11 protein-coding genes, 1 tRNA gene and 2 pseudogenes are annotated in these 13,847 nt (G+C 64.4%); 6 read left to right on the plus strand and 8 right to left on the minus strand.

Annotated elements, in window-relative coordinates; translation table 11 throughout:
* The first annotated feature begins 18 nt into the window (after positions 1 to 18).
* A tRNA-Met gene (locus HNQ66_RS14795) sits at positions 19 to 95 on the plus strand.
* Here the strand turns inward: HNQ66_RS14795 and HNQ66_RS14800 are convergent.
* Both HNQ66_RS14800 and HNQ66_RS14805 read right to left on the minus strand, forming a co-directional pair.
* Positions 52 to 1,707 carry a recombinase family protein gene (locus tag HNQ66_RS14800; RefSeq protein WP_184145088.1) on the minus strand — a complete coding sequence of 552 codons (1,656 nt, stop codon included), beginning with the start codon at positions 1,705 to 1,707 and terminating at the stop codon, positions 52 to 54. The two genes, HNQ66_RS14795 and HNQ66_RS14800, sit on opposite strands and share 44 nt — an antisense overlap.
* A 9-nt stretch (positions 1,708 to 1,716) precedes the next feature.
* Entirely contained in the window at positions 1,717 to 2,574 is an 858-nt protein-coding gene (locus HNQ66_RS14805; protein ID WP_184144936.1) for a tyrosine-type recombinase/integrase, read from the minus strand.
* Between the two features lie 135 nt (positions 2,575 to 2,709).
* Here HNQ66_RS14805 and HNQ66_RS14810 point away from each other — a divergent pair.
* Positions 2,710 to 3,464, plus strand: a protein-coding gene (locus HNQ66_RS14810) for an IS5 family transposase (protein ID WP_184144937.1) whose coding sequence is annotated in 2 segments (ribosomal slippage) — positions 2,710 to 3,043 and positions 3,043 to 3,464 — 756 coding nt in all. Because the reading frame shifts where the segments join, the coding sequence is not laid out codon by codon here.
* A 138-nt stretch (positions 3,465 to 3,602) separates the two neighbouring features.
* A pseudogene (locus HNQ66_RS23605) lies at positions 3,603 to 3,883 on the plus strand (chromate transporter); the annotation flags it as partial.
* 204 nt (positions 3,884 to 4,087) lie between these two features.
* On the opposite strand, the pseudogene HNQ66_RS14815 reads toward HNQ66_RS23605, so the two are convergent.
* From HNQ66_RS14815 to HNQ66_RS14835, 5 genes and pseudogenes are all read right to left on the minus strand, one after another.
* A pseudogene (locus HNQ66_RS14815) lies at positions 4,088 to 5,041 on the minus strand (FAD:protein FMN transferase); the annotation flags it as partial.
* Entirely contained in the window at positions 5,022 to 7,229 is a 2,208-nt protein-coding gene (locus HNQ66_RS14820; RefSeq protein WP_184144939.1) for a PepSY domain-containing protein, read from the minus strand. The gene HNQ66_RS14820 and the pseudogene HNQ66_RS14815, both read right to left, overlap by 20 nt.
* Positions 7,230 to 7,241: 12 nt before the next feature.
* Complete coding sequence (locus HNQ66_RS14825) at positions 7,242 to 7,712, minus strand: DUF2271 domain-containing protein (RefSeq protein WP_184144940.1); 471 nt, start codon at positions 7,710 to 7,712, stop codon at positions 7,242 to 7,244.
* A gap of 262 nt (positions 7,713 to 7,974) precedes the next feature.
* Positions 7,975 to 8,490, minus strand: a complete 516-nt coding sequence (locus HNQ66_RS14830) for a cytochrome b (protein WP_184144941.1) — start codon at positions 8,488 to 8,490, stop codon at positions 7,975 to 7,977.
* 45 nt (positions 8,491 to 8,535) lie between these two features.
* Positions 8,536 to 8,937, minus strand: coding sequence for a PepSY domain-containing protein (locus HNQ66_RS14835; protein WP_184144942.1), 402 nt, complete (start codon positions 8,935 to 8,937; stop codon positions 8,536 to 8,538).
* 140 nt (positions 8,938 to 9,077) lie between these two features.
* On the opposite strand from HNQ66_RS14835, the gene HNQ66_RS14840 reads away from it, so the two are divergent.
* Together HNQ66_RS14840 and HNQ66_RS14845 are read left to right on the plus strand one after the other, a co-directional pair.
* Entirely contained in the window at positions 9,078 to 9,740 is a 663-nt protein-coding gene (locus tag HNQ66_RS14840) for a response regulator transcription factor (protein WP_184144943.1), read from the plus strand.
* A complete protein-coding gene (locus HNQ66_RS14845; protein ID WP_184144944.1) occupies positions 9,737 to 11,074 on the plus strand; it encodes a sensor histidine kinase in 1,338 nt (445 codons plus the stop codon). Before HNQ66_RS14840 ends, HNQ66_RS14845 begins: the two co-directional genes overlap by 4 nt.
* A 65-nt stretch (positions 11,075 to 11,139) precedes the next feature.
* On the opposite strand, the gene HNQ66_RS14850 is transcribed toward HNQ66_RS14845, so the two are convergent.
* The gene (locus HNQ66_RS14850) at positions 11,140 to 12,162 is read right to left on the minus strand and encodes a LacI family DNA-binding transcriptional regulator (RefSeq protein WP_184144945.1); all 1,023 of its coding nucleotides are present in this window, start codon (positions 12,160 to 12,162) and stop codon (positions 11,140 to 11,142) included.
* A 269-nt stretch (positions 12,163 to 12,431) separates the two neighbouring features.
* Here HNQ66_RS14850 and HNQ66_RS14855 point away from each other — a divergent pair, with 269 nt between their 5' ends.
* Positions 12,432 to 13,766: an ABC transporter substrate-binding protein gene (locus HNQ66_RS14855; protein WP_184144946.1), complete on the plus strand. Its 1,335-nt coding sequence runs from the start codon at positions 12,432 to 12,434 to the stop codon at positions 13,764 to 13,766.
* Positions 13,767 to 13,847: the final 81 nt, after the last annotated feature.

Raw genomic sequence — 13,847 nt, forward strand, 5'->3', positions numbered from 1 at the left:
TCACAAAACCACCCATAACGCGGGGTGGAGCAGCCCGGTAGCTCGTCAGGCTCATAACCTGAAGGCCGCAGGTTCAAATCCTGCCCCCGCAACCAGTGTTATATAAGAAGCCCCGTTGGAACTCCGACGGGGCTTTTTGTCGTCTGCCTCCCCAAGCAGCATGATCGCGCCAAGTTCACCCACGAGTTCGATATGAAGATCGCCCTCACTATCGGGCGTCAACCGGATCGAGCTGACCAGGCCGCGCAGAACCTCGACCGCCTCGTTGCGGGCAATCTCGTCCTTGTTCAATGCTTCCGTCAATGCCGCGACCTTGCGGCGGTAGATGTCGCTCAGACCCGGGTGAAGCCGGAGCGGTTCCTCTTCACCGAGCTCGCTCAGTTCGTCCCGGATCGCAATCTTGCGGGCCTCCAGAGCCGTCATCTTCTCCTTCATCGACGGGTGATACATGCCGTCGGCAATCGCATCGACAATCTGGGTAATGGATTGCTCGACCTTCGCCAATTCTGTCTCGCGTGCCGTGCGGATAGCGAGATCGGCCTGCATGGCCTTGTTGTATTCCCGCTGGTATTCCTCGACGAAGGCGGCGATGAGGTCCGGATGGAGGAGCTTGTCGCGCAGGCCGCCCAGAACGCGGTCTTCCAGGCGGTTGCGATGGATCATGCGGCGATTGTCGCAGGTACCCTTGTTGCGGGCGCTGGCGCAGCCGTAATGCTGGCCGCCGACGAGCGTGTATGCGCCGCCACAACAGCCGCAGGCGAGAAGGCCGGAGAGAAGATAGCGGGTGCGGCGTGCGCGCTCGGGGCGAAACGCCCGGTCTTCCGTTTCCATGACGCGGCGCGTGACGCCTTGGCGTTGCTTGACGGCATCCCAGAGCGCCTGTTCGAGGATGCGAAGCTCCGGCACCTCCTGGATCACCCATTCCGTCTCCGGATTGGGGCGGGCCTGCCGCTTGCCGGTCTCCGGGTCCTTCACGAAATGCTGCCGGTTCCAGATCATCCGGCCAATGTAGAGTTCATTGTTGAGGATGCCGGTCCCGCGTCGCCAGTTGCCGTAGATGGTGGAGGCACCCCAAGATGCGCGCGCAGGGCCGGGAACACGGTCTTTGTTCAGGCGGGCGGCGATGGCGCGTGGGCTGATCCCGCTTGCATAGTCGCGGAAAATGCGACGGATGACAGCGGCCTCGTGGTCGTCGATAGCGCGCTCGCCGGTTGTGAAAGTGCCGTCCGCCAAAGGTTGGCGAACGATCTTGTATCCATAGGAGATGCCGCCGACGGCCTTGCCGTCGCGGACACGACCCTCGAGGCCGCGATGCGTCTTCTGGGCGAGATCCTTGAGGAAGAGGGCCGACATCGTGCCCTTCAGGCCGATATGCAGCTCGGAGATCTCGCCCTCGGCCACGGTGACGATGGGAATGCCGAGATAGCGCAGCTGTTTGTGGAGGGCGGCGATGTGTTCCTGGTCGCGGGAGAGGCGGTCGAGGCCTTCGGCGACGAGGACATCGAACTTCCCGGCGCGGGCATCCATCATCATCGCCTGATAGGCGGGGCGCAGGTGCGAGCTGCCGCTGAGGCCCTGATCTGCATGGAGCTTTGCTTCGCTCCAGCCACGCTCGTCGATGAGGCGGCGGCAGATGCGATGCTGATCCTCGATGGAAGCCTCGCGCTGTAGTTCGGAGGAATAGCGGGCATAGATGGCGGCGCGCATGGTCGATTCCTATTCCCTCTTGTCGGTTCGCCGTTTGCGGCGTTCTGTCTTTGCCCTCTTGCGGCTCTCGCTGCGAAGGTTGCGTAAAACCTCCTGCAGCCTACGGCTCGCTTCGACGGCGGTTGCGCGATTGTAATGCCGTTCCGCCGTCTGGAGGGTGGAGTGGCCGAGGATGTCGCGGATGATGCCGACGTGTTCAGGAGCATAGGTGGCAATCGACGTCGCTGCGATATGGCGGAAGGCATGAGGACGAAGGGTGAGTCCAAAGACGCGTTCTGTCAACAGGGCAAGCCCCGAGGTGAAACTGTCGATAGACATGGGATTGCCGCGCTGGCCGATCCACAAAGCATCGGAATTCTTGCGGCGCAGGAGGGCCGGGCGGTGAATGTCGAGATAGCGCAGCATGAAGGGAACGAGCGGTTCGGGGAACGGCATGCGCCGTGCCTTTTTGTCCTTCATGTCTTCTGCCGCGAAGCACAGCGTTATGCCATGCTCCGAAACTTCGACATGCTTGCTGACGGTCATAGCCATAAGGGCACGGACCCTGACAGGCCGGGCGATCAGCAGGCCGACCATCAGCGCCTGGCGAAATCGCATGGCGTGGACCACCGGATCTGAAACGGGGCTGTCTTCCAGCCGGTTCAGGAGAGAAAGGCTCCACTCGAACAGCTCGGCAGCGGTGATCGGAATGGGCGGCTTCAACTGGTGCGGGTTGGATTGCTCATAGAGCGACCGCGCCGCATGGTAGAGCCAGGACCAATCGCCGTCCTTATCGAAACCCCTTGCGACAACCGCAAGTGACAGAACTTGGTTGGAGATCGGGCGGAGCTTGAGACGCTGCTTGCCCTCATCGATGAAGGCGCTCACGGCTTCCTTTGTGATGCGCTCAGTCGGGAGGAGGTCGAGACGATCAGGCTGGCTGCGATGCAAAAATGACAGCTAGGCTCAGGACCTATTAATTTGGCCTGAGGTGTGATTCACGGTATCCGATAGGAGGCCGTGATGAGTGATTTGTTTCTACTGAGTGAAGACCAGATGGCTCGGATCTCGCCGTATTTTCCTTTGGCACATGGCGTTCCGCGCGTCGACGATCGCCGTGTGATCAGCGGGATCGTCTATGTCATCAAGCACGGCCTGCAATGGAAAGACGCGCCAAAGGACTATGGGCCACACAAGACGCTCTATAACCGCTTCATCCGTTGGAGCCGCCTGGGTGTATTCGACCGCATCTTCGTGGCCCTGTCCGGTGACGGCCCGAAGCCCGAACGCATCATGATCGACGCCACACACCTCAAAGCGCACCGGACAGCCGCAAGCCTGCTCAAAAAGGGGATGTTCCCCGCCGTATCGGGCGAACCAAAGGCGGACTGAACTCAAAACTATACACTGTCTGCGACGGTGAAGGCCGCCCGATCATCATGCTGCTCAGCGAGGGGCAGATGAGTGACCATAGGGGCGCGCGCCTTGTGCTGGATGCCTTGCCGCCAGCCAAGACGCTCATTGCCGACCGGGGCTATGACAGCACGCCGTTCCGAGACGCCCTACAGGCAAGAGGTATCGAACCTTGCATTCCCTCCAGCCGAAGCCGCAAGATACAATACTCCTACGACAAGGTGCTCTATCGCCAGCGCCACAAGGTGGAGAACCTCTTCGCCAAGCTCAAGGACTGGCGCCGTATCGCAACCCGATACGACCGATGCGCGCATACCTTCTTCTCAAGCATATGTATCGCCGCAACAGTCATCTTCTGGCTTTGATTTAAAAAGTCCTGAGCCTAGATGCATGGCTCGCTTTCACCTTGCCCTCTGCTCCGATCCTCTTGGCCTTCGCTTTCGGCGCATCATCGATCATCGGACCATCCATGGCCTTCCTAGCGCCTTCATCGCGCTCGCGGCATATTCCTTCCGGGAATGCTCATAGTTTATGGTGCACTTCCGTTCTTGGGCATCCTCAAAGCGCAACCCTTTGCGCAGGCCGGCATTCGCGGAGCAAACGCCGCGGTCGTCGGCATTTGGGTGCGGCGCTCTATGACCCGCTCTGGATCAGCTCCGTCTTCTTCTCGGTGGAATTTGCCCTGGCACTGGCAGGGTTTCTGCTGCTTACAGTCTGGAAAGCGCCGCCTTGGACAGTTGTCTTGCTCCTGGCCGGGTGTTCGGCTCTGCTCTCCTATTTCTAGAAAATTCTGTTCCGAGATATCGATTCACGAGTCTGCCCCCATCGATTGCAAAAGTCAGTTCTCCACTCTGTTCGACGTTGGCACGTCCGCCAATGCCGCCCATGGTCTCGACCTCTGCGGTCATATCTCCGAGGAAGGCGCACCGGGATACGCGCTTTCGCAAAGCTTGCTGCGGAAACTGTTGTCTCCTCCGTCGCCGTTCGAGGGGCCTCCACCAAATAGGTACCCCACCGGCTGCGGCCGCACGGTTCCTTCCTCGCGCAGGAGAAACAGCGCATCGAGGTGCAGACGGCGCGCGAGCTTGCCGCCGGATTCCGGACCGAGAACCATCAGCGCGGTCGCCCATGCGTCGGCTTCGGCGCAGGTGCGCGCAACGACGGTGACGGAGGCGGGAGGCGAGAGGAGGGGCGCGCCGCGACGCGGGTCCATCGTGTGCGAAAGACGACGGTTTCCGACGTCGACCCAGTGCCGATAGTCGCCCGAGGTGGCCACCGCGGCATCCTGCAAGGCAAGGATCGAATATGGCGCCCGGCGCTCACGGTCCGGTTTCTCAACCGCGATGGTCCAGGGTTCGCCGTCCGGGCGCAGGCCGAGCGCCCGCATCTCGCCGTCGATACCGACCAGTCCGGAAGCGATGCCGAAGTTGCGTAGCGTTTCGGCCAGCCGATCCACACCGTGGCCCTTGGCTATCCCGTTGAGATCGAGGGTGACCGGGCTATCCTTTCTGATCCTGCGACATTCGAATTCCAGCTCAAGTACCTCATGGACAGGCCGGCGCGGAGCCGCAAACGCCTTCTGGACGAGATTCCGGTCGGCCGCTGCCGGGCCAAAACCCCAGGCATTCACCGCATCGCCGACGCCGATGTCGAAGGCGCCGCCGGAAGCGCGGCCGATGGCGAGCGACAGGCGCAACACCTCCATCAGCCGTTCCGGCACAGTCACCCATTCGCCGGCCGGAGCAGCATTGAGGCGCATCAGATCGCTGTCCGGCTTCCAGGTGGACATCTGCGCATCCACTTCGTCCACCGCGGCCTGGAGCGCGCAGCGAACCGGTTCGGGGTCGAAGGGGGCCGGCCTGTAGAACAATGCCGACCAGCGCGTGCCCATCGTGGGTCCGCTCAGCGCGTATCGCCCGGGATCAATAGACATCTTCGACATAGCGTCCTTCCGCTTTGAGCAGGTCGGGCGACAGGCCGATGGGTGCCAGAACGTCGGCGAGCGCGTCGGAGACCCCGGCTGCCATGCCGCGTCCGCCGCAAACCATGATTTTCGCCCCCTTTCGGACCAGCCTTGCGATTTCGGCGGCCTCCTCGCGTAAGGCATCCTGCACGTAGCGAGGCATCCGGCCGCGCGAAAAGGCCGTCGCGAGTTGCAGGAGGCGGCCTTCCCGCTGCCAGGCAGCCAGCTCTTCGGTATAGAGAAAGTCGCTATCAGGGTGACGCATCCCGAAAAACAGGTGGATCGGACGATGCCGCGCGTTGGCGCGCACGAAGCCGGCCAGCGGCCCGATCCCCGTTCCGGCGCCGATAAGGATCAGCGGCGCGCGCCCGCGGCCGGCGTGAAAGCCGGCATTGCTGTGCAGAAAGCCGTTTATGGTGTCGCCGACCTCCAGTTCGAGGAGCTGCCCCGAGCATAGACCGGCAGGGTGTTTCCTCACGACGATCTCGATGAAGCCGTCGCACCGTCCCGAGGCCAGCGAATAAAATCTCGGTACGGCCGAACCTGCGGGCAGGACGCCGAGCAGATCTCCCGCCGAAAAACGCCCGAAGCCGCCGCCTGCGAGCGCCCGCCACAGCGAAACCTTCGGCAAGGCGAAGCGCAGGATGGCCGTCGGCGCCTGCACCTCCGCTCCGTAATTGCGGCGTGAAACGAGCGTCAGGGAAAGGACGGCAGGCGGAACCGGCTGGTGGACGAGTTCCAGGTCGATGTCCATCGCCGCGCCGAGCAGCCGGCCCCAGCGGGCGAAATCCTGCGCCGACTGGCGGTCGATGCTGTCGAACGGCACCAGCATGCGCCAGCCCTTGGCTTCCGCCGTCTCGGCAATTGCCCGCGCGAAGGCGCAATAGGCGGGAAAGCTGCGGTCGCCAAAACCGAGAACGGCGAGGGGGATCGCGGGCGGAGCAGGAAGCGAGCGCAACCGGTCGATGAACCCCTTCGCCGAGGCCGGCGCATCGCCGTCGCCATAGGTGGCGGCGAGGATCAGGATGCGTTGCGCCTTTGCGTAACGCGCGGGATCGAAGGATGATATCGCCGCGACATGAACGGTCTGGCCCGCATTCGTCAGTGCGGCACGCAGCGTTGCGGCAAAACCCCAGGTGCTACCGCCCTCGCTGCCGACGAGGATGATCGTCTCGGCATGACCGGCGGTGACGTTGCCGCGAATGCGCGGCCTTGCGCGCCACCCTGAAAGCCAGAGGATGAAGCCCGTCACAGCCATTGCGGGCACGCCAAGCGCCGTCAGCCCGAGGACGAGCCCGATCCAGGCGGCGCCTTGTCCGGTGTGAAGCATGTAGATGGTTTCGGAGACGCCTTGCCAGCCGGTCAGGTCGTTCCAGGCCAGCAGCGCGCCGGTGCCCTGATCGAGCGTTCCGGTGCCGCGATCGGTCTTGACCGTGAAGACGTCTGCCGCGTCATCGGGCGCTGGAAGCGACAGGCTGCGCAGTTCGGCAGCCGGCGTTTCCCTCAGGAAATCCATTGCCGCAAGCGATAGGCCGACACGGCCGCTCGGGTTGGCCTGCATCGTCGATATTGCCGGCCCGTCGGGGAACAGGTCGAAGGTCGAAGCGGTCATCCATAGGCCGGTTGCGGAAGACAGCAGCAGACCGGCGACAGCCACGCGGGCGATTTCGACATGTAGCCGCCCCCAAAGCGGTCCGCGGAGCGGCATGAACCAGCGCCGCCAGCCGCCGGCCCTGCGCGCGACAAGAACGGTGCCGGACAGGGCGAGCAGCACCATGGCCGACGCTCCCGCCGCCGCCGCGATGCGGCCGCCGTCGCCCAGGAAGAGCGAACGATGCAGGTTGGTCAGCCACCGTTCCAACCGGTTCGGGTCGGCCGAAGCGATGCCCTGTCCGGTGACAGGATCGATGACCGCCGCCTGCGGCCTGCCGCCCTCGACCCAATAGGCGGTGATCCGGCCCGACGGTGCCCGCCGGATCTGCTCGACCTGGGGATGGACGGCCTGGATTCGCTCCGCCAGATCGGCGATCGAAAGCGCGGTCGGGGTCTGCGGCGAGGACAGGCGCTCGGCGGCGGGGAACACCGAGAGGGCTGCGCCGCTCAGGCTGAGCACCAGCAGGAGAAGCGCAGCCAGGAGGCCCGGCCAGCGGTGAAGCGCGCGGATCATGACGCCCTCCGGCTACATCGAATAGGAAAAGGCGGCGATGTAGCGCCGTCCGGGCGCCCGGGTCCCCGCGCCGCTCGCCGTCAAGGGAACCGCGACCTCGCCGGGACTGTCGCGCATGTCTTCGACGGCAGCGTCGATATGCAGCGTATAGCCGGCGTCAAACAGCGCATCGGCGAGGTTGAGTGTGATTTCCAGCGTCCGTCCCGCGCCGACGCTGGCCCCCGTAATGCCGTTGATCTCGGCCACGTTGCCGCCGGTCGCCCGATACCATCCTGTCAGATGCTCGTAGTATTTCGATTTGCCGCCAGCCATCCAAAGGCTGCCGACATAGGCGCCCTGCGCGTCGGTGACGTAGAGCGCGAGATAGGCGCCGTCGCCGCCGTAATTGCTCAGTGTCGTGGTGAGCGTGACGGGCCGGGCCATGGCAAGGCCCGGGAATGTCAGCGCCGTGCTCAGGGCAAGGGCTGAGATAATGGATTTCATAGTGGCTCCGCCTGTTCAATCGCGGGTCGCGAACGAAAATGTTCGGACCGGTTTGAGCGGATCAGGCCGGTCGATAGACGCCGCACCGATCCGCTAAAGGCAACCTGAAGCGTGCGGCTGAGCGTTTCCTGACATTGTGCGGGTTCATGCTTCAGCTTGCCGTCAGGACGGCAAGCCGCGGAAAAGCTCGGCCCCGCCCCCGCCCCACATCGCTGCGATGTGGGGCGGGGGCGGGGCCGGAGAAGAAAAAGGGTCGTGTCGCCTAGCGCAGGCTCATGCGCCGCATCGTCCCGTCACGCCGAACGAACTGATGCCACAACGCCATCAGGGCATGCAGGCCGGCAAGAATGAGGATGAACGTTCCGGCATTCTCGTGCAGCTCGGCGATGAGGCCGGGGCGGCCCTCGACCTTCGCCGCGATTGCCGGAAGCTCCACGCCGAGGAACGATATCGGCACGCCCATGCGCGATGCCGCGTACCAGCCGGTGATCGGCAACCCGATCAGCAGCAGATAGAGCAGGCCGTGGCCGGCCTTTGCGCCGGTCGCAAGCCAGCCGTTCTGCCCATCGCCGGCGGGAGCGCCTTCGGCCAGCCGCAGAATCAGTCGCGGCACGACGAGCGCCAGCACCGCCAGCCCCAGGGTGAAGTGCAACAAGGGCGGGTCCTGCACCATCTCGCGGCCGCCCCTGGCGGTCAGCCAGGCACCGAGCACGAACAAGGCGGTCAGCCAGTGAATGAGGATCATGCCTGTCGAATAACGAAGGGAATTGCCGGACATCGTCTGCTTTCCTGCATCTGGGGTGAAATGGCGCCGCGCGGCCGGTTATTTCACGACGGTCTTCGGCCGTGAGCCCGCCTCGAACAGCCTGTTCGAGGGCAGGATGCCGGAGGCGCCGGTCAGGTCCGATCCGCTCGGTCGCTGCCTGGCGCGCGTGTGGTCGTCGTCATGCCTGTCCTTGCGTTTCATCTTGACGACCGAGAGCGTCGCCGGATCGATCCTGGCCTTGAATCGCCGTCCTGTTTCATCGACGCCCCTGATCTCGTAGCAGCCGTCGTCGATCTTGATCCGGCTCACCTGCCAGCCGCGTCCTTCCGCCATCTTCTGCACCGCCTCGCGCGGCTGCCACAGGCTCATGGGGACATGGCAATCGTCGTCGTCGGCCATCGCCGGACCCCAGCCGATCAAGGCCAGGAAGAGGGAGGCTATGGCAATGTGCTTCATCATGTCGTTTGTCCTGCATCATCGTTCATGTGCAGGAAAGGTGGCACTCGTTCCTGACGAATAGCTGAAGCCGTCACGCCTTGTCCGTCAGCCGGCTGACAGGTTTGCCGGCAAGGGTTCAGAACAGACAGGACGATGTGTTCATGAGAATCCTTCTGATCGAAGACGATACGATCCTCGGCGCGGCGATCCGCGACCACATCGCCGCCGACAACCATTCGGTCGACTGGGTGACGCGGCTCGACGCGGCCGGCGATCACCTCGACAGCGCCGTTTACGATCTCGTCCTTCTCGATCTCATGCTTCCCGATGGGCGGGGCATCGCCTTCCTGCGCGCGCTGCGCCGCAGGGGTAGCGTGACGCCGGTCGTCATCCTGACGGCGCTGGACCAGATTTCCGACCGGATCGCCGGGCTGAATGCCGGAGCCGACGACTACATGACCAAGCCTTTCGATCTTTCCGAACTGTCGGCGCGGCTGAGCGCCGTAGCGCGCCGCTACAGCGGCAACCCGAACCCGCTGGTCGCCATAGGCAATCTCGAAATCGATCTGGCGGCGAGAACCGTCCTGCGCGACGGCCGGCCGGTCGATCTGACGGGACGCGAATGGGCGCTGTTCGAGGCTTTCGTCCAGCATCCCGGCCAGGTGCTGTCGAAGGGGCAACTGGAGGAGCGCCTTTATGCCTTCGGCGCGCAGGTCGAGAGCAACACCATCGAGGTCCATGTCAGCCGTTTGCGCAAGAAGCTGGGGCACGCCGTCGTCGAGACGGTGCGCGGTATCGGCTATCGGCTGGGAAGCGGGCGATGATCGGACCGCGAAGCCTGCAATGGCGCATTTCGCTCTGGATGGGGCTTGGCATCACCTTGCTCTGGGCATTTGCCGCAGCGGTCACCGCGCAAAAGCTGCGCCATGAGATGAACGAGGTCTTCGACAGCGCGCTCGAAGAAACCGGGCAGCGCCTGCTGCCGCTCGCCGTCCGTGATATCGTCGGCCGCGACAGCGACGATGATGCCAGCCAGAGCGTCGCGACGATGCGCGAGCACGACGAATACTTCACCTATGTCGTGCGGGACGGTGAAGGCCGGGTGCTGCTGCGCTCCCACAAGGCGGACCTCTCCGTCTTTCCGCCGTTCACCGGCATGGGTTTTGCGAATACCCGCACACACCGCATCTATTCCGATGCCGCCCTTCAGGGCACGATCACCATTTCGGTCGCCGAGCCGCTCGCGCGCCGCCGCGCGGTGGCACGGGACGCGCTGCTCGGCCTGGCGCTGCCGCTCGGCCTGATCGCTCCCATTGGGCTGGTCGGCGTCTGGGGCGTGGTGCGCCTGTCGATGGCGCCGCTCCGGCGTTTTCGGGCGCAAACCGAGGCGCGAGGCGCCGGCGACCTGACCCCGATTTCCACGGCGGACCTGCCGTCCGAAGTCCAGCCGAACGCGCAGGCGGTAAATCGTCTGATGGAGCGTCTCGGACGCACACTGGAAGCGGAACGCAGCTTCACCGCCAATGCCGCGCACGAGTTGCGCACGCCGGTAGCCGCCGCGCTCGCCCAGACGCAAAGATTGATCATCGAAACGCCGGATGAAGCCGCGCGCAACCGGGCACGCGACATCGAGACGGCGTTGCGCCGGCTGTTCAGGCTGTCGGAAAAGCTGATGCAGCTCGCAAGGGCCGAGGGCGGACGGCTGCAGGCGGCCGAGCCGACCGATATCGCGGCCATCCTGCGCATGCTCGTCGGCGAAATGACGGAAAGCGCCGACGGTGCCGGGCGGATCGACCTTCAGCTCCCCGAGGCGCCGGTATCCTCGGACATCGATGCCGACGCCTTCGCCATCCTGGCGCGCAACCTGATCGAGAATGCGCTGAAGCACGGCGCCCGCCAGGCGCCGGTTCGCGTGGCTCTGTCGGCCGACGGCGCGCTACGCGTCGCCAATGCCGGGCCGGCCGTTCCACCCGATCTCCTCGCCCGTCTCTCCGAGCCGTATGAGCGCGGCCGCACGCAGGCCAGCGGCACCGGCCTCGGCCTTGCCATCGCCAAGGCGATCGCCGCGGGCACGGGCGGCAGGATCGAGCTCACCTCTCCGCGGCCGGGGCATGACGACGGCTTCGAAGCGAGTTTCCGGATAGGCGGGAGAACCTGACGCTCGGCTATTTGAATCTATTCAAGGGCGCTGATCCGGAGGCCTCCCGGGCGGGCGGTACTCCCTCAAAGATTCTCCTTCAGCAAGACTTCGATGCGTATCCGTTCCTGCGATGCCAGAAGCTCGCGGTGATCGGCGCGGGCGCGCATGATGCGTAGCGCGCTGCGCACGGCGTGGCCGGGATCCTGGGCGATCACGGCGTCAATGCGCTCATCCATGAGGGCCTGCTCGCTGAAGGGGGTGCGCTCGTGTGCGACGACGGTGAGGGGGCGGGAGCCCTGCGCGCTCCAGACGGCGGACAGCGGCACGCGCGCCTCCGAGCTCAGCACATAGACCGCGACGGTATCGGGATTGTGCTGCAAGGTGCGCCGGATGATGAGGTCGGCACGGTTTGCGTCCGCATAGGTTTCGAGCGACGGCAGGGGGTGAAGATGCGGAAACTGCGCGTTGATGATGCTGTCGAAGCCGAGGCGGCGCTGGATGCTGTCGAGCGCCATCATGGTTTCGGCGACGACCATGATCTTGCCCGGCCGGTTTCCGATGAAGCGGCCGGCGATCTTGCCTGCGGTGGCGCCCGCGGCGAAGTTGTCGATGCCGACGTAGTCGGCGCGCTCCAGCCGCTCCTGGCCGGAGAGGAACTGCACGACCTTGACGTCGCGCTCGACGAGCCGCAGCAGCGCGTCGCGCACCTGGGGCGATTCCGGCGCCATGACCGCAACGCCGTCCAACGTATCGGCGCCGATGGCGGAGAGATACTTGGCGACGTGATGGGGATCGTTCATCGGGATCTGGGCGATCTCGACATCCGTGGAATCGGCGCGCAGGATTTCCTTGGCCTCTCCCGCGCGGGCGATGAGCTCGGCCAGATACTGGTCGCCTGAGGTCGGCAGGACGAAGCGGAAGCTGTAGGTCTTGTTGCGTGCCAGCGCCACGGCGGCGGGATTGCGCACGAAGCCGATGCGCTCGATGGCCTCGGCCACTTTCCTGACCGCCTTCGGGCTGACGTTCGGCCGCTCGTTGAGAACGCGATCAACGGTGGCAAGGCTTACGCCGGCGGCTTCTGCCAGGTCTTTTGCGGTAGGCCGCATTCCACTCTCTCTTCAACGACGCAGGATCCAGATCGGATTTCTCCAGCAAAAGCAGGTGAAAAGCAAGAATTGGTGTGCGCACCTCAAAATTTGCTTGCATTGAGGTGCGCACCTCAATATGACTCCATGCGTGGCCGGCAGGAGGAATGCGCGCCACGAGGCGGTGCGGAGGAGACAGGCCCGCCGGGAAGTTGTTCCGCGCCATTGGCCCGCAAAGGGCGTTGTCAGCCTTCCGATGGGGTCGGAAGGCGAGGGAGGAGGTCCCCACCATGAAATTTCGTCACGCAAGATTTTTCGCCGCTTTCGGTGCGCTTCTGGCGGCTGGCGCCGCGGGCACGGGGCAGGCGAGCGCCAAGGAGCTGACGCTCTGCTGGGCCGCCTGGGATCCGGCTAATGCGCTTGTCGAGCTCAGCAAGGATTTCGAGGCCAAGAGCGGCATCAAGATGAAATTCGAATTCGTGCCGTGGCCGAATTTCGCCGACCGCATGCTCAACGAGCTGAATTCCGGCGGCAAGCTCTGCGACCTGATGATCGGCGACAGCCAGTGGATCGGCGGCGCGGCGGAGAACGGCCAGTACGTCAAGCTCAACGATTTCTTCGACAAGGAAGGGATCAAGATGAGCGATTTCATTCCGGCGACGGTCGTCGGCTATGCCGAATGGCCGAAGAATTCGCCGAACTACTGGGCGATGCCCGCCTTCGGCGACGTCGTCGGCTGGAGCTACCGCAAGGACTGGTTCTCCCGCCCCGAACTGCAGGCCGAATTCAAGGAGAAATACGGCCGCGAGCTGACCGTGCCGAAGACGTTCGGCGAGTTGAAGGACATCGCGCAGTTCTTCCAGAAGCGCGAGATCGACGGCAAGACGGTCTATGGCGCGGCCATCTACACGGAGCGCGGGTCCGAGGGCATCACCATGGGCGTCATGGACGTGCTCTACAGCTTCGGCTTCAAGTACGAGAACCCCGACAAGCCCTATGAGCTTGAAGGCTATGTCAATTCGGCGGAAGCGGTGAAGGGCCTGGAGTTCTACAAGGAGCTCTACGATTGCTGCACGCCGCCCGGCCATTCCGACGCCTACATGTCCGAGGACATCGATGCCTACAAGTCGGGCCAGGTCGCGCTGCACATGAACTTCGCGTTCACCTGGCCGGGCATCAACGCCGACGCCAATGTCGGCGGCGACAAGTCGGGTTACTTCCCGAACCCGGCCGGCCCGGAGGGTGCTGCCTATGCGCAGCTCGGTGGGCAGGGCATTTCGGTCGTCTCCTCGTCGGAGAAGCAGGAGGACGCGCTCGCCTACATCAAGTGGTTCGCGCAGCCGGAAATCCAGCAGAAATGGTGGCAGATGGGCGGCTATTCGGCACTCCTGAAGGTGGTCGAGGATCCGGGCTTTGCGACCAGCCAGCCCTATGCGCAGACGTTCCTCGATTCCATGGCCATCGTACAGGACTTCTGGGCCGAGCCGAGCTACGCCTCGCTGCTGCAGGCCGCGCAGAAGCGCTTCCACGACTATGTCGTCGCGGGCCAGGGCACGGCCGAGGACGCGCTCGACGGGCTCGTCAAGGACTGGACGCAGGTCTTCGACGACGAAGGCAAGTACTGACGCCATCGGCCGGGCCCGCGCCTCCCAGCGGGCCACGGCGCGGCCGGAGCCGGGGAGCTGCCCCGGCTCTGCCGCCGCCCA

Source organism: Shinella fusca, assembly GCF_014203155.1.
Taxonomy (GTDB): domain Bacteria; phylum Pseudomonadota; class Alphaproteobacteria; order Rhizobiales; family Rhizobiaceae; genus Shinella; species Shinella fusca.